The 18,184-nt window shown below is 46.2% G+C and carries 19 protein-coding genes; 9 read left to right on the top strand and 10 right to left on the bottom strand.

Translation table 11 applies throughout. The annotated features are described in order from the left end of the window. Positions 1-116: 116 nt before the first annotated feature. Positions 117-737, top strand: coding sequence for an OmpH family outer membrane protein (locus ACWIP2_RS12885; RefSeq protein WP_448520351.1), 621 nt, complete (start codon positions 117-119; stop codon positions 735-737). Positions 738-877: 140 nt separating this feature from the next. Here the strand turns inward: ACWIP2_RS12885 and rnc are convergent, their stop codons facing one another. The 3 genes from rnc to ACWIP2_RS12870 form a co-directional block, all read right to left on the bottom strand. Beyond that, on the bottom strand, positions 878-1,627 hold the full coding sequence (gene rnc / locus ACWIP2_RS12880; protein WP_448520350.1) for a ribonuclease III: 750 nt from the start codon (positions 1,625-1,627) through the stop codon (positions 878-880). Between the two features lie 17 nt (positions 1,628-1,644). Beyond that, positions 1,645-2,901 (bottom strand): beta-ketoacyl-ACP synthase II, encoded by a 1,257-nt coding sequence (gene fabF / locus ACWIP2_RS12875; protein WP_448520349.1) that lies wholly within the window; start codon positions 2,899-2,901, stop codon positions 1,645-1,647. Positions 2,902-3,030: 129 nt separating this feature from the next. Beyond that, positions 3,031-3,270: an acyl carrier protein gene (locus ACWIP2_RS12870; RefSeq protein WP_448520348.1), complete on the bottom strand. Its 240-nt coding sequence runs from the start codon at positions 3,268-3,270 to the stop codon at positions 3,031-3,033. 176 nt (positions 3,271-3,446) lie between these two features. Between ACWIP2_RS12870 and ACWIP2_RS12865 the strand changes: the two genes are divergently transcribed. Next, a complete protein-coding gene (locus tag ACWIP2_RS12865) occupies positions 3,447-3,713 on the top strand; it encodes a hypothetical protein (RefSeq protein ID WP_448520347.1) in 267 nt (88 codons plus the stop codon). A 164-nt stretch (positions 3,714-3,877) separates the two neighbouring features. Here ACWIP2_RS12865 and ACWIP2_RS12860 read toward each other — a convergent pair whose 3' ends face one another. Beyond that, on the bottom strand, positions 3,878-4,411 hold the full coding sequence (locus ACWIP2_RS12860) for a 3-hydroxyanthranilate 3,4-dioxygenase (protein ID WP_448520346.1): 534 nt from the start codon (positions 4,409-4,411) through the stop codon (positions 3,878-3,880). 87 nt (positions 4,412-4,498) lie between these two features. Here ACWIP2_RS12860 and ACWIP2_RS12855 point away from each other — a divergent pair, with 87 nt between their 5' ends. Continuing rightward, a complete protein-coding gene (locus ACWIP2_RS12855) occupies positions 4,499-5,869 on the top strand; it encodes an ATP-dependent DNA helicase (RefSeq protein ID WP_448520345.1) in 1,371 nt (456 codons plus the stop codon). A 47-nt stretch (positions 5,870-5,916) separates the two neighbouring features. Further along, positions 5,917-7,500: a two-component regulator propeller domain-containing protein gene (locus ACWIP2_RS12850; protein ID WP_448520344.1), complete on the top strand. Its 1,584-nt coding sequence runs from the start codon at positions 5,917-5,919 to the stop codon at positions 7,498-7,500. Here ACWIP2_RS12850 and ACWIP2_RS12845 read toward each other — a convergent pair. The 6 genes from ACWIP2_RS12845 to ACWIP2_RS12820 all read right to left on the bottom strand — a co-directional run bounded on the left by ACWIP2_RS12845 (position 7,490) and on the right by ACWIP2_RS12820 (position 13,559). After that, entirely contained in the window at positions 7,490-9,127 is a 1,638-nt protein-coding gene (locus ACWIP2_RS12845) for an NADP-dependent glyceraldehyde-3-phosphate dehydrogenase (protein WP_448520343.1), read from the bottom strand. The genes ACWIP2_RS12850 and ACWIP2_RS12845 overlap by 11 nt on opposite strands. A 97-nt stretch (positions 9,128-9,224) precedes the next feature. Further along, entirely contained in the window at positions 9,225-10,190 is a 966-nt protein-coding gene (locus ACWIP2_RS12840) for a DUF3137 domain-containing protein (RefSeq protein WP_448520342.1), read from the bottom strand. Between the two features lie 12 nt (positions 10,191-10,202). Beyond that, a complete protein-coding gene (locus tag ACWIP2_RS12835) occupies positions 10,203-10,967 on the bottom strand; it encodes an SDR family NAD(P)-dependent oxidoreductase (protein WP_448520341.1) in 765 nt (254 codons plus the stop codon). A gap of 54 nt (positions 10,968-11,021) precedes the next feature. Beyond that, the gene (locus ACWIP2_RS12830) at positions 11,022-11,690 is read right to left on the bottom strand and encodes a hypothetical protein (RefSeq protein ID WP_448520340.1); all 669 of its coding nucleotides are present in this window, start codon (positions 11,688-11,690) and stop codon (positions 11,022-11,024) included. A 249-nt stretch (positions 11,691-11,939) separates the two neighbouring features. Continuing rightward, positions 11,940-12,845: a polysaccharide deacetylase family protein gene (locus ACWIP2_RS12825; RefSeq protein WP_448520339.1), complete on the bottom strand. Its 906-nt coding sequence runs from the start codon at positions 12,843-12,845 to the stop codon at positions 11,940-11,942. Between the two features lie 42 nt (positions 12,846-12,887). Next, a complete protein-coding gene (locus tag ACWIP2_RS12820) occupies positions 12,888-13,559 on the bottom strand; it encodes an isochorismatase family protein (protein WP_448520338.1) in 672 nt (223 codons plus the stop codon). A 71-nt stretch (positions 13,560-13,630) separates the two neighbouring features. On the opposite strand from ACWIP2_RS12820, the gene ACWIP2_RS12815 reads away from it, so the two are divergent. The 5 genes from ACWIP2_RS12815 (at position 13,631) to ACWIP2_RS12795 (ending at position 18,059) form a co-directional block, all read left to right on the top strand. Beyond that, on the top strand, positions 13,631-14,410 hold the full coding sequence (locus tag ACWIP2_RS12815; protein ID WP_448520337.1) for an enoyl-CoA hydratase/isomerase family protein: 780 nt from the start codon (positions 13,631-13,633) through the stop codon (positions 14,408-14,410). Positions 14,411-14,441: 31 nt separating this feature from the next. After that, complete coding sequence (gene yihA / locus ACWIP2_RS12810) at positions 14,442-15,050, top strand: ribosome biogenesis GTP-binding protein YihA/YsxC (RefSeq protein WP_448520336.1); 609 nt, start codon at positions 14,442-14,444, stop codon at positions 15,048-15,050. Positions 15,051-15,144: 94 nt separating this feature from the next. After that, entirely contained in the window at positions 15,145-15,564 is a 420-nt protein-coding gene (locus tag ACWIP2_RS12805) for a DUF5606 family protein (RefSeq protein WP_448520335.1), read from the top strand. A 356-nt stretch (positions 15,565-15,920) separates the two neighbouring features. Next, positions 15,921-16,523, top strand: a complete 603-nt coding sequence (locus ACWIP2_RS12800) for an RNA polymerase sigma factor (RefSeq protein WP_448520334.1) — start codon at positions 15,921-15,923, stop codon at positions 16,521-16,523. 357 nt (positions 16,524-16,880) lie between these two features. Beyond that, positions 16,881-18,059, top strand: a complete 1,179-nt coding sequence (locus tag ACWIP2_RS12795; RefSeq protein ID WP_448520333.1) for a sodium/proton-translocating pyrophosphatase — start codon at positions 16,881-16,883, stop codon at positions 18,057-18,059. The last annotated feature ends 125 nt before the right edge of the window (positions 18,060-18,184 follow it).

Genomic DNA, 18,184 nt, shown 5'->3' with positions numbered 1-18,184 from the left:
CCATTTCTCATAAGATGAAAAAAGGGGGCTTATACAAAGCCACCCTTTTTTGATGTGTATTGTTTGCATATATTTGCCAGCTAAAAAGTTGTATCATCTTAAATCTATTATTTCGCGTGAATAACAATTCTTTATCATTGATATTGAATATCGTGCTGGCGGCAGCTGTTGCCTTTCTGTACTATTTACATTTCTCAGAAAAAAACACAAGTACCTCATCTCCAATTGCTGGCGAAGGACAAGGTGGTGCTCAAATTGCACACATCAACACAGACTCTTTGCTGAGCAACTATCAATTTTTTGAGGATATGCAAAATGAGTTGGCAGAAAAGAAAAACCGTGCAGAGCGTCAGCTAATCTCTCGCGGGCAGGCACTGCAACAAGAAGTGGGAAGCGTGGAAAAGCGGATTCAGGCAGGTTTGATGAGCAATAACCAAATCAAAGAAGCCCAACAGTTGCTCGGACAGAAAGAACAAGAGTTGATTGCCTACCGCGAAACTGTCATGGCAGGACTGATCGAAGAAGAAAAACTGATGAATAACCGTCTGTATGACAGCCTAATTTCATACCTGCGAGAGTTTAACAAGGACAAAAAATACCAATACATCTTCGGTTACACCAAAGGCGGTGGCATCCTGCTTGCTAATGACCAAACGGACATCACCGATCAGATCATCAAAGGTTTGAACGAAAAGTATAAAAACAACCCAAAGCCGGTAGAAAGCGGTAAAAAATAATTGCTTTACTGCCCACATTTACCAAAAATGCCTGTCCAAGAAGTAACACAGCCTTTAGTCTGTGATCTGATAATCAAATAGATACAAACTGAAGTCTGTGTCACATTTATGCTTTTTGGACAGTTTCTTTTTACGATGAATTATGAGATTATCAGTTGCTCGCAGGCTTTGCGGGCTGCATCTTGTTCGGCTTTTTTCTTGCTGTAGCCATTACCTCGCGATACCTCCTCGCCATCCAGAATTACCTGCACCTTAAACTGGCGATGCGCACCATGCGAGCGCTCGGATAGAAGTTCGAAGCGCACCTGCTTGTTACTGCGTTGCGCCCACTCGATCAGTTTACTTTTATAGTTGGTATCCGTTTCTACCACCTCATCCATATCGAAGTGGTTGCCCAGTAACTTGTCTATGATAAAGCGACGGCAATATTGAAAACCTTGATCCAAAAACACTGCACCTACAAAGGCTTCCATAGCATCCCCGTAGAGATACTTAAACGACTGCGGCGAAGACTTACTTCGCTTAGTGTCGTAAACAACCAAATGATCCAAACCTATTTTGCGGGCCAACAAATTCAGCGATTCACGGCTGACAATACGCGAACGGATCTCGGTCAGAAAACCCTCATCTTTGTAGGGGTATTTCTTGAACAAATATTCCGCAACGACAGCACCAAGTATTGCATCGCCAAGGTATTCCAATCGCTCATTGGATTCGCGGTATCCATCGCGCATTTCCTTAGCTACTGAGCTGTGGATCAGTGCAAGTTTATACAGTTGTAAATTAACAGGCTTCTTTCCCGTAATTTGCCGAATAGCTTTCAAGAGTACTTTATCTTCGGGTGAGTACTTTCTAAACCAGTTGGTGATATGTGTTAAAAAACTACTCAAATGCCTTGTTAGCTATTTTATGCCTGATAGCGTTTGATAATCAACGAACAGTTGTGTCCACCAAAGCCGAATGTGTTGCTGAGTGCTACATCTACCTTTCGTGCTTGCGCTCGGTTAAAGGTAAAATTCAGGCGTGGGTCGAAGCGCTCATCGTCGGTGAAGTGGTTAATTGTTGGCGGGATCTGCTGGTGTTGGATGGCATAGATACATGCAAGCGCCTCTACAGCACCTGCCGCGCCCAACAAATGCCCTGTCATAGACTTTGTAGAACTGATGTTGAGATTAAATGCGTGTTCGCCAAACACCTTCTGAATAGCAAGCGTTTCGCTGATATCCCCCAATGGGGTAGATGTTCCGTGTACGTTGATATAGTCTATGTCTGTAGGACTTAACCCGGCATCCTCCAGCGCATTGCGCATAACAGTCTCAGCGCCCAGTCCCTCCGGATGAGGTGCAGTAATATGATAAGCATCGGCTGTCATCCCTCCGCCAGCTATCTCTGCATAGATCTTAGCACCACGCGCTTGTGCGTGTTCCAGTTCTTCCAGAATCAGACAAGCTCCGCCTTCGCCCATTACAAAGCCGTCGCGATCTTTGTCGAACGGACGGGAAGCCGTCTGCGGGGAATCGTTGCGCTCGGAAAGCGCCTTCATCGCGTTAAAGCCGCCCATACCGCACTCATTGATAGCCCCTTCCGAACCACCTGTAACAATAATATCGGCTTTGTTCCAACGGATATAGTTAAAGGCATCAACAATCGCATTAGAAGCTGATGCACAGGCGGATACAGTAGCAAAATTAGGCCCGCGCAGTCCATATTTCATAGAAATATGCCCAGAGCAAATATCAATAATCATCCGCGTAATGAAGAAAGGACTGAAACGCGGAGTGCTGTTGTATTCCAAAAAGTAAGCGCGTAGTTCTTCCTGAATCGCATTGATACCGCCAATACCAGAGCCCCAGATAACACCTGCCCTGTAGCGGTTCTCTTTTTCCATGTCTATGCCGGAATCTGCCATTGCCTGATCGGAAACGGCAGTGGCAAACTGGGCAAACAGATCGTATTTGCGAACCTCTTTCTTGTCTAAGTACAGCAGAGGATCAAAGTTTTTTACTTCGCAGGCAAACTTGGTTTTAAATTTCTCTGCATCAAATCGGGTAATAGGTGCAGCACCGCTGATACCTTGTGCAAGGCTATCCCAATATTCTGCAACAGTATTGCCTATGGGAGTAACAGCGCCAATACCTGTAACAACGACTCTTCTAGGTTTCATGGACGGTAAGTTTTCAGACAAAATTACACTACTGGCTTAAAATACATCTTATCATACAAAATAGGCAACAGGTAAGGGAAGTTTAGCCCAAAACCTGTTGCCTATGACCTACACCGGCTTCAGTATAGATTACCTCTTTGTATTCTGCTCCAAATAGGCAATGGCTTGACCTACAGTAGCGATGTTTTCTGCCTGATCGTCGGGAATAGAAATGTTAAACTCTTTTTCGAATTCCATGATCAATTCCACAGTATCCAATGAATCTGCACCTAAGTCGTTTGTGAAGCTTGCCTCCGGCGTAACTTCTGACTCATCCACATTCAGCTTATCAACGATGATAGCTTTCACTTTTTGAGCAATCTCTGACATGTTAGTATCTGATTTAGACAAAATCTGCGCAAATAAAGCTATTTTGATTGGTATTGTCAAACAAAATTAATGAATGTGCGTGCCTCTTTTTTCTGAAAGCCTCGTTTTTGAATAATTCACACAGTTGTTATTTACTTTTGTATGGAATTTATTTGTTCACGCAACTCAGAAACGACATGGAAAAGATTCCGGGAGAACGTATTGAGAAGGCATGCCGAGAGGCACATGCCAAATTCCTCAAGTTGGGGAAAGAACAGTACAGAGATATTCTGAGCAAATTAGAATATCTCATTGCCAGCTACAATGCCGATAAAAATCCCGTCGGCTTGTATGGTGTAGGTGCTGAGGCTTTAGAAATGCTGAGAGAAATCAAGGCCAGAAAGCCCAATGCAGTAGCCAAAAAATTGCTAAACGACTTGGAGGCTGCTCTGGCAACAAAGTAAGCCATAGGTAAATGTGAATATGAGGTGACCGCTGATGGAGGCTGTCCAAAAAGTCTGCATGTAGCACAGACTTTCAGTCTGTAGCCGCCTGATTATCAAGTATTTCAACGATCACAGACTAAAGTCTATGTTACTTTTTAGACAGCCTCTTCTACTTTGTTTTATTATGCGGCAGGCTGCGGTACAGGACGCTTCATGACCGTTCCGCAGTTTTTGCAGGTGCAAAGTTGCTGCGAGTTGTAAAATTTATTCATCAATGGCGGTAGTTGCCGCACAATATCAGTCAGTTCGAAGTATTCTTCGTACAGCATTTCACCGCAGTTTTCGCAAAACCAAAGGAAACCATCTTTCTCACCTGCGCGGCGATAGCGCTCAATCACCAGCCCGATCGTATTGGCTTTTCGTTGCGGGCAGTGCGGCACACGCGCAGGAAGCAGGAAAATTTCGCCCTCGCGGATCGGAATATCTACGGGCTTACCGTCTTCTATCACGCGCAAGTTCATATCGCCCTCTAACTGGTAAAAAAACTCTTCGCCTTCGTTGTAATGAAAGTCCTTGCGAGCATTAGGCCCGCCTACTACCATGACGATATAGTCTTCGTTATCAGTAAAAATTTGCTGGTTGCCTACGGGCGGCTTGAGCAAATGACGATGGTCTTCGATCCATTGTTTAAAATTGAAGGGTCTGAGCAGTGGCATACGGCTGTTGTTTATCGTGTGCAAAATACACTATGCCTTTCGAAAAAGAAAGCAAAATCTGCTAATTTTGAGCAAAACAGACAGCTCTTGAAACAGGAAGAACCATATAACCGCGAACTTTCCTATGCGCGCGCCTTGCTGCAGCATACCGAGTATCCGTTCTTTCTGACCGGCAAGGCCGGAACCGGCAAGTCAACTTTTTTGCGCGAGGCTATCCAGCAAATAAAAAAAGGCTTTGTTGTGACAGCGCCTACGGGCATAGCAGCAATGAATGTAGGAGGCATGACGCTGCACTCACTTTTTCGGCTGCCTACCCGCCCGCTGCTACCCGAAGACAAAGGCATTCTCAAATTTAATCCCGAATCGGAGCGCTATCAAGTACTCAAAAAAATGCACATTCTCGTCATAGATGAGGTGAGCATGATACGGGCAGATGTAATGGATGCCGTAGATACATCGCTGCGGCGCAATTTGGGCAATCCGCTGCCTTTTGGCGGCAAGCAAGTGTTGTTCATTGGCGATCTGTTCCAACTCGGGCCGGTTATTTCCTCAGTCAGAAACGAACACGACCTATTGGAGCGCTTCTACGATTCGCCTTACTTTTTTGATGCGCGTGTATTTCGCCAAATGGCTGCACAAGGCATGAGCCTGCCGGCAATCGAGTTGCAGCACGTGTACAGACAGCGCGACACGAGTTTTATCCGACTGTTAGACAAAATCAGACGCGGCACAGCAGATTGGGACGACATCAACGAACTTAATCTGCGCTGCATAGACTACCAGTCCCCAATGGAAAAGCAGCATTTCCAGATTACGCTTTGCTCCTCCAATAGCCTCGCAGACCAGATCAATACACAAATGATTGCCAAACTTCAGGGACGAGCATTTGAATATCATGCAACCATAAACAATGATTTCGACCAGAAACTTTATCCTACCGATCAGCCACTGGTACTCAAAGAGGGGGCGCAGGTTATGTTCATCCGCAACGATCCCGAAGGACGATGGGTAAATGGCACTATTGGCGAGGTCTATGCACTTGGTAAAGAAAGCATTCAGGTAGTAGTAGCAGGCGGAGAAGTCTACGAGGTTACACGCACTACTTGGGAAAATACCCGCTATACCTACGACAAAGAAAAAGATGCGATTGCTGCCGAGGTGTTAGGCAGCTTTACACAATATCCCCTGCGTCTGGCTTGGGCAATTACTATCCATAAAAGTCAGGGACTTACTTTTGACAATGTAAACATTAACTTGGGAACAGGTGGCGCATTTGCCGCCGGGCAACTCTACGTAGCCCTTAGCCGCTGCCGCACCTTAGAGGGCATTACGCTCAGCCAAAAAGTGCGGATGAGAGACATCATCGTCAGCCCCGATGTCCAAAGGTTTGCAAAGACCTTTAATGATCTTGCTGCGATTGAACAATTGCTATCCAAAAAGAATATCAAACCCGAATAATGCACGGTTATTGTGCTATGTGTATGGTTGGTTTTGATGATTTTACCATGAAAAAATATTGCTATGGACTGCTGGGGTTGCTGATGAGTCTGTCGCAGGCAATTGCGCAATCTTTCACACAGTTCACAACCGAACTGCCATCAATCAAGGTCAATACCCTGCTGAACGACGCGCAAGGCAGGCTTTGGATAGGTACAGACGGCGGACTTGTCGTACACCTTCCATCGGGTCAATGGCAGCCCATGCAAGCACAGGCAGCGCAATGGCTCAACACCATCAGCGCATTGCAACAAGATGCTAAGGGGCATATCTGGGTAGGGGTTAGCAAACCCGAAGTGCGTCTCGTACATTTAGATAGTGCCGGCAACTACATTGAACATTTTGATGTACCCAATTTTCAAAACAAAAATCAATACATCAACGGCATTGCGATTGATCGCGTAGGGCGCAAATGGCTCGCTACAGAGAACGGCGGCGTTTGGATGATAGATACCAACGGCAAATGGTTTTGCTACGATACCTCAACAGAAGAGTACATGCCCAGCAATCAGATCAGAGCGATTGTAGTAGATGAAAACGACGTTAAGTGGGTCGGCACCTCGCAAGGGCTGATTAGCACCACCGACGGTAAGCAATGGACGCTTTACGATGTAATTGACGACGTTAATGCACTCGCCGCCGATGGGAAAGGGAGTGTTTGCGTCAGTGTATTGGAACGCAACAAGCGCCAGCGGCTCTATTGCAACAACGAAATATTCAAAATTATGGATAAACAGCAGCGCGATAACTTTTTCCGCATCCGCAGCCTGCTGATAGACCCGGAAGATAAAATTGTGTGGGCTGCCGGAACAGGGATTGCGCGCTATGCGAAAACCCAAAAAATGCTCTTCGACTGGGATAACTCTGCTTTCAGCAGCAATGCAGCTACTTGCATTGCACTTGGCAAAATTGAAAATAGGCGCATACTTTGGATCGGGACTGCCGACCAAGGGCTGTTTCAACTTCATTTCCCGCCGCCTGCGGTAGCTGCCGTTCGTCCTGAACCGCCAGAACCCGAACCACAGAAAGTAGAAGCAGCGCCCGTTGCAGCACCCAAGTTGCAGGAAGTAGCTGCGGCACAACCCAAGATTGAAGTACGGGAAATGAAAAAGGTAGAAGAGTTGCAACCGGTAGCAGAACTGCCCCGCCAAGCGCCTGAAGAGGCCGTCGGCGCGCGATTAGCAGAACCTACCGAAGAAAAAACTGTTGTCCTGCAAAATCAAACAGTCAAAAAAGGTGATCTGATCAAGTTGCAGAACATCAATTTTGCCAAAGGAAGTTTTAAACTAATTGATTATTACGGGGCAGACGTGATACTGAATTTTCTACGCGATAATCCGGGTGTGAGTATTGCACTGATCGGTCATTCGGATAAAAACCCCGATGTCTCGCATCCCGATTACGAGCGCATCAAGAAAGCACACTACGAACTCTCCCGCAACCGCGTCCAAATGGTGGCTGATTATCTGATCGGTATGGGTATCGCCCCCGAAAGGATCACTCTGGAGGCTTATGGAGGCGAAAAGCCCTTGGTCAATAAAAGCTCACCCGAAAATATGCGCGTAGAACTGAAAATCCTTGCTATAAAATAAAGCGCGTGGCCAAAAACTTGGATTTATGCTCATTAACAATCGCATTAACGATCCTTTTGTTGTCATCGGTCAGTTTGGTAGCTACCAGCGAGCGAATAGAAAACGAACGCAATGCATCGCTTACTGAAAGTGTTCCTTCGGCAGAGTCTTTCCGCCCTGTAAAAGGGAAAGTATCAGGCCCGCGCTGGCACTGGCTGTTGATATTTACACGGCACACCTGATTGACTAAGGGGTCTATCAGTTGAGCGATCTGGTCGGTGTCCGTACCGAAAATACTTACCTGCTGCCCGTGGTCAGAGGTTTCCAGATAGCTGATCGGCTCTTCTACGTCATCAAAAGGCACGACGGGAATTACCGGGCCAAACTGCTCCTCGCGATACAGTTTCATTGCGCTATTAACAGGATATACTACCGCAGGATATACAAAAGATTTAAAATGCGTCCCCCCGTTCGGATTAACAATCCGCGCACCATGCGCTAAGGCATCTTCTATGCACGCTTGCAGATAAGCCGGCTTGTGCGGTTCGGGCAGCGGAGTAAGCATTACACCGCTGACCCAAGGCATACCCATTTTAAGTTTAGCTATCTCTTCCGAGAATCGCTCCAGAAAACGATCGGCAATTTTGCGATGCACAAAGATGATCTTAATAGCCGTACAGCGTTGCCCGTTGAAGGAAAGCGAACCCAAAATACACTCTTTAACAGCATTTTCCAGATCGGCATTTTCCAAAACAATACCTGCATTTTTTGCATCAAGCCCTAAAATTGCCTTGAGGCGATTGACCTTAGGATGCAATTTTTTGAGCGAATCTGCCACGCGGCTCGAACCGATCAGCGTAAGCACGTTGATTTTTCCTGATTGCATCAGTGCAGGAACAACTGCATTGCCTCTGCCATAGATCGTATTGACAACTCCCGGCGGAAAGGCTTGCTTAAATGCCTCCAACAGGGGAAAATGTAGCAGCGTACCAAACTTGGGCGGCTTGAACAACACTGCATTGCCCATGATGATAGCAGGCAAAAGCGTAGTAAAGGTTTCGTTGAGCGGGTAGTTGAAGGGCCCCATGCAGAGCACTACACCCAGCGGGGCGCGGCGAATTTGTCCTACAATTCCTTGTTCAATCACAAAACGGGAATTGTCGCGGTCAAGATCTTTTAGCGCATCTATTGTGTTGTAGATATATTCCACCGTGCGGTCAAACTCCTTCACCGAGTCGGCGTGCGACTTGCCGATTTCCCACATCAACAGTTTTACTACTTCTACCTTTTGAGCAATCATCAGGCGGGTGAAATGTTCTACGCAGCGAATCCGCTCTTCTACGGACATGGTAGGCCAAAGCCCTCTGCCGTTGTTATAGGCAGCACAGGCTGCTTCGAGCGCTTCTATAGCCTCTACCTCGCCTGTCAGCGGGTAGCTACCAATCAACTGCTGTGTAAGTTCGCCCGACGCAGAGCGCACGTAAACAGGCGAATAGACATCGTGTACAGTACCGTTCCACGATTTCATCTGACCATTAACCAAATAGGATCGCTGGTGCAGCGGTTCAATGTAATATTGTTCGGGAATTTCTTCCCTGTGTGGAAACAGCTTGCCGAGCTGCTCGACGAAGGGTTGATTTGTGCTCATAAGAGTTCTTTATATTACAGCAAAGGTGTGTTTTTACTGCCATGACATAATTACAAAAAAGAACTTAATTGTTTGCAAATCTTGCAATAAAACTCTTTCAAATGTCCCAACTTGGAGGGGCTTTCGGCGGAATCAGTTTTTGGTTGATCGCACTCACCAATCGGATGGGGAACATGAACCTCGTTGCCATCTCACTAATGTAGGAAAGACTGTTGCAGGGCTTGCGCATAGAAAAGGTAATCGCAGGGCAGTTGTGCAAACCTACATAGATTTTTCGCCCAACAAAAGACATGTATATGTCTGCACCTGTTGCTGCGTGAAAGGCTAACAGTTGCCGGCGGATTTCTTCGGTGAGTACATCCTGTGCATAGCGCGAACTTTCGCAATAGACAGAGAACTCGTTCTCGAAAGTTTCGTCGAACAGTTTAGCAGCTTTCCCTCTGAAAGCACTGTGCCTGCGTATCTTTTTACCAATCAGCCCCAGTCTTTTTTGCAAGCGATTCGGTACAATTCGAATAGAAGGATTGTAGTCGCCAAATGCACCAAAGACGTAAAACATGCCATTAAAAATGCATAGTTCGTCTTTTCCATCACCTACGTAAGCTTCTATTTCAGAATAAAGAAACGAGGCTTCAAATGCTCCGCCTTTCACGGCATTTGCACCGCCAAAACTGGAGGGAAAATGGAGGAAAAGTTGGCTATCCTGAAAATATTTGAAGGCTATGTGCCTTCCCTGCTCGAACATGGGCGGCAGCGGAAGCATCACGGGTAAAAGGGCTTTGAAAAGCGTATCCCTGAGATCGAGCGCCAGCCCTTGATCGGTAAAAAAATGCTTGTATGTCCACGAGGCAACGAGCGCTGCGGCGAGGGCAGAAATGATAAAGTAATAGTACGGCTGTGAGAAAATAATGATAACTACCAAATGCGCAGAAAGAAAGGCAAGCAGCATTATGAGCATATACTTGATAAAAGCCATAGAACGTCTCCGCCTTTGCTCGAGTAGCTCAAGTAAAGGCAAGATCGAATCGGCACGGCTCAGAATATCTTCTATGGAAGGGATCACAGCGAGGCAATATTAAACGGCTCTCATGCCACCGTCTATACGGTATTCGCTACCTGTGATATAGCGGCTGTCGTCGCTGAGCAGGAACATGGCTAAGTGTGCAACCTCTTCGGCAGTTCCGTAGCGACGCATCGGAATTGCGAGTTCTAACCTTTCCTTGCCTTTGGCAGCATCTTTAGGGCTGAGCGCCTGCTCAAGCATCCGTACCATGTCTGTTTCAATTGGCCCGGGATGGATCGTATTGACGCGTACCCGGTAGCGTGCTGCCTCTATCGCTGCGGACTTTGCCAGGCCGACTACAGCATGTTTGCTCGCCGAGTAGGCTGCCCCTTTGGGCATTCCTGCCAGTCCGGCTACAGATGAGGTAATTACAATACTGCCACCCTGCTTCATCAGTGCCGGCATAGTCGCCTGCATGGTGTACAGCACTCCCATCAAATTAATCTCTATCACAGAGGCAAAATCTGCGGATGGATACTCCCAAAAATTATGTGAATGCCCCCCTATCCCGGCGTTACAAAAAACGCCGTCTATCTTACCAAAGGTTTCGAGTGTTTCTTCTGTAACTGCCTTGATTTCATCTGCCTTGGTAACATCTGCTTTGGCATATAGCGCATTGTCTGTTCCAAGCAGCTGCATGGCTTCTTTGAGGTGTTCTGCATTGATGTCTGTTAGTGCAACCTGTGCACCTTCGGCCGCCAACAGTTGGGCGGTAGCAAATCCAATACCACGCGCAGCACCTGTAATGAGGATGGTTTTATTCTTCATTCTGTCCATGTCTTCTCCGTTTTTAGCGGATTGAAAGATAGGGCGGAATGCACAATTAAAAAACTATTGTCCTTTGATTTTCTTTTTCAAATCAGCGATTCTCTTGAGCTTGAGTTGTTTGAGCCGCAGTTCCTGCTCCTCTATCCATTTGATCTCATTGTATTTTCCGTTGGGGTGGATCTCGCTATAGTACTGATATTCTACGCCAAAGGAGGCGAACTCATCTTTAAGCGCATCTTCTATCAATACAAAATTCTCAAATATATTCCGTTTGAGTTCGGCGAGGTCGTTTCGTTCCTGCATAATCATGGCTTCGAGTTGCGCCAGTTGCCGCATATCAGCCTCGCTCACTGTTTTGGGTTTGGCTAAAGTTTTTGGGGAGGCATACCCGACAAACAGCGCTTCGCCTTTTGCACTTGCGGTTGGCTGTGCTGCGGCATTATCTAACTCACCAATGATAGACTCTTGCTCTGCAATTGACTGGATATATAGATCTTGACGAATGCGTGCAATGTTCTCCCGCTCTCTGGGAGTCATTGCCTTCCATGTTTTTCCGGTGTATAGCACCCAGAGAGAGGAATCATTAGGATTAGCCTTAATTTTCTTCCAAAGATCCGGCTTTTTATAGGGATCGTCTTTTGTAAAATCAACCTGAGGCTGAGCATGCGTGTTGCTGATTACTGCCATGAGCAGCAATATGGATATGACTAACAGCTTCTTGTACAGGTTCATCACAAGTTCAAAATTTAAGTACACTTAGTTGGGCAAATACTACAACATCAGGGCTTTGTAACCATGCTCAAATTTACTACCAAAGTGCATCTGTTGATTGTCGCCAATGCCCAGACACTTTGCAGTAAAGGACTACTACGCCTTAAAAACAGGAACTTATGCCCGATTATTGTACAACAAAGCCATTTTAAACAACTTTTTTTCGTTGTCGCATTGTTAAGCATATATACTTTGCGTGTTACAAAGGTGTTATTGTACTTTTTGAAGAAGTTCTACTGTGCTTTCGTAATAGTGTGCATAATAATATTCGGCTATCTCTGCGGCAGTTGTTACCCAAACATCGGGGTGTGAAGTAATATATGCAAGTGCCTCTTCAAAAGGTTTGATGCGATGCGGATGCCCTACTAAGTAGGCGTGCAGCGGAATGCACATCACAGTCCCGCTTTCTTCTCCTTCTTTATACAAGGTGTCAAACTGTCGTTTGAGCACTTGGGCATAGTGGCGCGGACTGTGGAAGTAGCTGTTGTAACAAATCACATCATTAACCTCCAGCGAGTAGGGCATTGAGATCAACCTGCCCGAACGAACCTTAATCGGTTGAGGCTGATCGTCCTGAAACAAATCGCAGGTGTAAATAATACCTGCCTCGGCAATCAAATCGAACGTGCGCTCTGTGTGCGTCAGTGCAGGTGCGAGCCAGCCTTTGATGGTCTGCCCCGTTGCTTCGCGAACAGTACGGAATGAATCCTGAATAATGGCGCGTTCTTGCTCCTCGCTCATGCCGTAGGCATAACGCGTATTGTAGATGCCATGCGAAAAAAACTCCCAGTTGCGCTCCGCGCAAGCCTGAATAATTTCAGGGTGGTGCTGGCACATAGCAACTGAAAGCGATACGCTACCGCGTACATTGTACTTATCCATTACCTCCATCATGCGGTAATGCCCGACGCGATTGCCATAGTCGCGCATAGAGTAGCCGCGTACGTCCGGATGCGGTCTTGTCCATGGCTTGCGCATAGGATTTTGCGGCGGATCCAATTCGTAAAACTCAATATTGGGAGCTACCCAAAAAGCAATTTTTGCCCCGTTTTTCCAACGGATTTTCGGGCGATTTTGATACGGCCAATAGCTGTACAGATCAGGATCGCGTAGCATATCAATTTAATTTAGGATGGGTTTCAAAAAATCAACACTGCACTATCGATCTTGTAGCCCGTTGAGGTAGTCTATTACGACTTGTACCGGCTCTACATCGGCATATTTGAGCAGCATATCGGTCAGGTTGGCAAAGTGATAGCTTTCGTGTTTGTCTGCTACACACTCTTCAGGGATAATAGTCCGGAAACCATAGGAAAGGCTATCTACGGCGGCGGCACGGACGCATCCCGAAGTGCTTCCGCCTGTAATGATAACCGTATCTACCTTATGCCATATGAGCAGCGGAACAAGCGGCGTTCCAAAAAAAGGCGAGGGCATCTTCTTACAATAAATCACGTCGCGTTTGTGATCTACAATGAGCCGCTTGTCAAACTCGGCACGCTCCGAACCAAACTTGATGTTTTGCAGCGAGTCGGGGGTGTTGGTGCGCGTTCCCCATACGCCGGCATCTTCGCCGCTATCCATATAGGCTACATAAGTAAATACGACAGGTATCTTCTTACTGCGGGCAATTGCATTGATCGTGTTGATGTATTCAATCTGGCGCGGATCGGTTTCATAGGCAGTTTTGAAGGTCGCTGTATCAGTATAGGCACGCTGCAAATCAATATTGACAATAACAGGACGCTTTCCAAAGCCAAATTTTGCCCGCTGCGGATTAGCTTTGACAGCATAATAAATCTCTCTGGCGGTCTTATTTGAAAGTTCCATGCAATATTATTTTTGGGTAAATATAAGCAAATCTATAACTTGCTATTCCAAAAGATCGAGTTTTAACTGATATGACATTCGAAAATCTGTTGCTGGTAAACGAAAATGGCATCCTCACCATTACCGTTAATCGCCCTGAAAAACGCAACGCACTCAACATTCGCACAATGCAGGAAATAGAGGCTGCCTTCCGGTTGGTACAAACTGATGAATCTATCCGCGCTGTCATCCTGACAGGATCGGGCGACAAGGCCTTTGTAGCCGGTGCCGATATTTCAGAAATTACTAACATGGATGTTGAGCAGGCGCGAGCGTTTGCCATAAAAGGTCAGCATATTTTTCGCACCATAGAAACCTGTAGCAAGCCTGTTGTTGCGGCAGTCAATGGTTTTGCATTGGGCGGGGGCTGCGAACTGGCAATGGCTTGCCACATGCGCGTCGCTGTAGAAACAGCCAAGTTCGGACAGCCCGAAGTCAACTTAGGCATCATCCCCGGCTATGGAGGTACACAACGCCTCAGCCGCCTGATCGGACGGGGCAAGGCCATCGAACTGATGCTGACCGCAGATATGATCGGTGCAACAGAAGCCCTGCAACTCGGCTTGGTCAACCATGTAACCCCTTCTGCGGAAGCTATGCTGGCAAAAAGTCAGGAAATATTGCAGAAGATCATAAAGAAAGCCCCTGTAGCAGTTGCCCAAACCATTCGCGCTGCCGACGCTGCCTTCCTGCCCATAGATGGCTATGCAGTAGAAGCAGAAGCCTTTGCAGCCTGCTGCCAAACACTGGATTTCAAAGAAGGAACGCAGGCTTTTCTCGAGAAGCGCGAGGCAAAATTTATAGGAAAGTAGCACATCGGGCAGAATGTCTTAATTTTGCCCTGTGCAAATCCATAGCGCTAAATTCATCAGCAGCAGCTCCGATGTAGCCAAGTGTCCGGAAGGAAACTTAGCCGAATATGCTTTTATCGGCAGATCGAATGTAGGCAAGTCCTCGTTGATCAATATGCTGACCGCCCGCAAAGGGCTGGCAAAAACCTCTTCTACACCCGGCAAAACTCAGACAATCAACCATTTTCTCATTAACGAACAGTGGTATCTGGTTGATCTGCCGGGCTACGGTTACGCCAAAGTAAGTCGAACGAGCCGTGCGCGGTTTTCAGCCATGATTGAAAAGTACTTACAACAGCGAAGCAATCTGGTCTGTACTTTCGTGCTGATAGACATTCGACACGAGCCGCAAACCAACGACATGGATTTTATGAGTTGGATGCTTGAGCAAGAACTGCCCTTTGCCATGATCTTTACCAAAGCCGACAAACTTTCCAAAACGGCAGCCGCAAAAGCTATTGCACACTACACGGAGCTTGCCTTGCAGTATTGGGCAGCCATGCCTCCGGTGTTTGTCAGTTCGTCGGAAATTGGAGAGGGGCGCGATGAAATCCTATCCTACATCGAAACGCTGAATCAATCACTGAGTCAAAACAAATAATGTAAAGCTGCCCGATGGCCGCAAATGCATCCGCAAGGTTTGCATGTTGAATCATTCGGAGCTAATTGGACGTACCTATCAAAAAATTACAACCATGAATCTAACCAATATTGCAGCTGTAGCAGGTAAGCCCGGCTTGTTTCGGGTAATAAAGCCAACGCGCACAGGAGTTATTCTGGAGAGCATTGACGACAAACGCACGCGATTTGCCGTTGGCATGAACAGCCGCGTTTCGGTATTAAAAGAAGTAGCAATTTATGCCTACAACGCAGAAGGCAGCGTTCCATTGGAAGAGGTTCTGCGCACTATGCACCAGTGGCAGGGTGAAATTCCCTCGCCTAATGCTTCAGCCGCAGATTTAACCGCCTTCCTTGGGGAAATTCTACCCGAATTCGACCGCGATAAAGTGTATGCCTCTGACATTAAGAAGCTAATTACATGGTTCAACATACTTTCCAAATACGATCCTGAGCTTTTTACTGCTGAAGAAACCGCAGAGTCTAACGACGAATAGTTATTTTTTATCGGTAGAAACACAAAAAAGCGTCCCTAATCGAGGGCGCTTTTTTATTTTTCGTCGATCAAAAAGCTGTATTCAACTATCAAAATGTTAAAAAATGTTAAAAAACATCAGCAACATAATAGATTTACTTACACATAACTTACATAAGACTCGAGCTAAAAATGATATTAAAACTTTGATTATCAGCTATTTAAAATAACAATGTGATTTCATTTGCCTACAACCGGCATTTTATCTTCGGTAAAATTCAATTTGCAGTTTTTGTTTTGTCGATCATATTCGTATCTTTGTCTAAGAAATGAAACATTTCGCCGAAACATACAAGATCGTACTAAATTCAAAGCACTATGAAAACTGTAGCTCTTACCTCCGCCAACGATAGCGAACTAGTAGTAAGTTTCCGCAATGGCAACGACAATGCTTTTAACCTGTTATTCAACCGTCATCGTCAGCGTCTGTTTTCTGTGATCTATAATATTGTAAAAGATATAGATATAGCGGAAGACTTGCTGCAAGAGACCATGATTAAGGCTTTGGATACTATTCGTTCTGATCGCTACAACGACGAAGGTAAGTTCCTTCCCTGGATTGCACGCATTGCCCGCAACATGGCAATTGATTCTTTCCGCAAACAAAAGCGTTATCCTAACCTGCGCATCAAAGATGGTTCTGTTTTGTACAATAGCATTGAATTTTCAGAATCCTCTGTAGAAGCTACCCAGATCAAGTCTGAAACTTTCCGCCAACTGAAGAGCTACATCCACTTGTTGCCTGAGAATCAAAAAGAAGTACTGATGATGCGTCATTACATGAAAATGAGTTTTCAGGAGATTGCAGACGTAACTAATGTAAGCATCAACACTGCACTAGGACGCATGCGCTATGCGCTGTTGAACCTGCGCCGTGCGATGGAGAAAAACGGCGCTGCGGCAGAGTATCTGGCAGCATAAGGAGGTATTATATCGGCGAAATCTACCCTTGCACATCATTCTAACCTACTGATAAGATAACCTCATTCTATTTTTTAAACAGCTACTTTTTTGCAATGCCCGTTTGCTTCGGCGAGCGGGCATTTTGCTTGCTTCAGCTGCCGCCTAGCTGCCTGATTTGCAAATGATAAGGGCGTATTGTATATTCGCAGTTATGTTTTGCTGCAAACACTCGTTTCTACACGAGACACAGCCGAACAAATAGAGCTTAACTAACTGAAAAACAATTAGTTGGCTTTGTTGAGGAAAGCCCTCAGCCTTCGGGTTGGCAGTCTGTGGTTATGCCCCCGCTGTATGGTTGTACCAAACAAAACCAAAATGTTACCCAGTAGTAGTTTCAAGTACATTATTCAACGAAATTTTGTCCCCCTTTTTACCCTTGCAACTGTCCTGTTCATTATTCTGTATTTCCAAATAGCGCTTTCAGCTATCAAATGGGCAGTCGTTATTGGTCTTAGCCAATCGCTTCTGGTCATCGTTTCCACGTGGATGTTTCCTGCTTCCATTACCCAAAAACAATGGTGGCAGTTGTTGTTTGTGCCGCGTCCTGTCGTTTCGCTGGGCGCTATTCTGCTAACGCTTGTTGGCTTTATTACTGCACTTGGCTTGCAACTATTCGTTGTCGCAGCTGATGCAGTATTTGTATCGCTCGTTTATGCATCTTTGGGCTTTGCAGCAGGCACTGCTGTTACATGGCTGCTGGCAGGTTTCCTGCTGCTATCGCAACCGTCAGAAGCTAATCCATCATTTGAAATCGATTATGATTATATCCAGGTTTTTGCAGCAGCCATTATCGCTGCGGCATTTCTGGGTATTACGCTGCTCAACGCCAGTGCTTTTGCTACACACGAATGGACGTATGCTCCGGTGTTCGTACCATTAGCTTACGGTATTGGTAGTATCTTCATCACACTGTTGCCCGCTTACCTAGCCGACAACAACAATACCCGGCTTTCATCGCTGCTTGCGGGTATGTTGGCTGCTCTGCTCTTAGGATTGCTTGCACACTGGTTAGTTGCTTATGCTTTTCCTGCCCATTGGGTAAAGAATGGCAAAGAGTATACTGCCGTCCAATTAGTAGATCTCTGGTGGGTGGCTATTGCCGCAGGCTATGTAGCAGGGCGCATTGAAAAGGTATACAACATTGCTGCCAAGCGGTATGTGGATTATCTGCTCAATCGTCCGGCGCGACGCATTGCCTACAACGTCTTGCTGCACGTAACAGTTAACCACATAGTTGCCTACCTGCCTACGCTGCTGATGATAACTGCGCTGGCATATGCCTACGTAAATGGCGGCATTTACGGAACCGCGATTGCAGTACTGGGAACGGTTTCAAACCTTGGCACAGGTAAAATCACCGTAGCTAATGTGCTCATTACTGAGCATTTGCAGTACCTGACCGATGGCGCTAAGCGAAAACTGCGCCTGCTTTCGCCTCCAATGGCAGCGCTTATCAGAAAAAGTGATAAGATGAATGCTTCTGAAGCGGTTTAGTCCGGTATTTTGAAGGAAATTAAGTAGAGGCTGCCTTGAAAAAAATCGGGCAGCCTTTTCATTTGGTCAATCTCATAAGAAATTAAGTAACGCTGCTACCAATGCCCAAAGCATCAAAATAGTAC

This window comes from Rhodoflexus sp. (assembly GCF_053489755.1).
The sequence above is the reverse complement of the archived record's forward strand: the minus strand, read 5'-3'. Positions and strand labels throughout refer to the sequence as shown.

Coding starts and splice junctions, on each gene's coding strand:
- fabF (WP_448520349.1), bottom strand. CDS start 2,901: ATGAAACCTAGAAGAGTCGTTGTTACAGGTATTGGCGCTGTTACTCCC.
- ACWIP2_RS12870 (WP_448520348.1), bottom strand. CDS start 3,270: ATGTCAGAGATTGCTCAAAAAGTGAAAGCTATCATCGTTGATAAGCTG.
- ACWIP2_RS12865 (WP_448520347.1), top strand. CDS start 3,447: ATGGAAAAGATTCCGGGAGAACGTATTGAGAAGGCATGCCGAGAGGCA.
- ACWIP2_RS12860 (WP_448520346.1), bottom strand. CDS start 4,411: ATGCCACTGCTCAGACCCTTCAATTTTAAACAATGGATCGAAGACCAT.
- ACWIP2_RS12850 (WP_448520344.1), top strand. CDS start 5,917: ATGAAAAAATATTGCTATGGACTGCTGGGGTTGCTGATGAGTCTGTCG.
- ACWIP2_RS12845 (WP_448520343.1), bottom strand. CDS start 9,127: ATGAGCACAAATCAACCCTTCGTCGAGCAGCTCGGCAAGCTGTTTCCA.
- ACWIP2_RS12835 (WP_448520341.1), bottom strand. CDS start 10,967: ATGGACAGAATGAAGAATAAAACCATCCTCATTACAGGTGCTGCGCGT.
- ACWIP2_RS12830 (WP_448520340.1), bottom strand. CDS start 11,690: ATGAACCTGTACAAGAAGCTGTTAGTCATATCCATATTGCTGCTCATG.
- ACWIP2_RS12825 (WP_448520339.1), bottom strand. CDS start 12,845: ATGCTACGCGATCCTGATCTGTACAGCTATTGGCCGTATCAAAATCGC.
- ACWIP2_RS12820 (WP_448520338.1), bottom strand. CDS start 13,559: ATGGAACTTTCAAATAAGACCGCCAGAGAGATTTATTATGCTGTCAAA.
- ACWIP2_RS12815 (WP_448520337.1), top strand. CDS start 13,631: ATGACATTCGAAAATCTGTTGCTGGTAAACGAAAATGGCATCCTCACC.
- ACWIP2_RS12805 (WP_448520335.1), top strand. CDS start 15,145: ATGAATCTAACCAATATTGCAGCTGTAGCAGGTAAGCCCGGCTTGTTT.
- ACWIP2_RS12800 (WP_448520334.1), top strand. CDS start 15,921: ATGAAAACTGTAGCTCTTACCTCCGCCAACGATAGCGAACTAGTAGTA.
- ACWIP2_RS12795 (WP_448520333.1), top strand. CDS start 16,881: ATGTTACCCAGTAGTAGTTTCAAGTACATTATTCAACGAAATTTTGTC.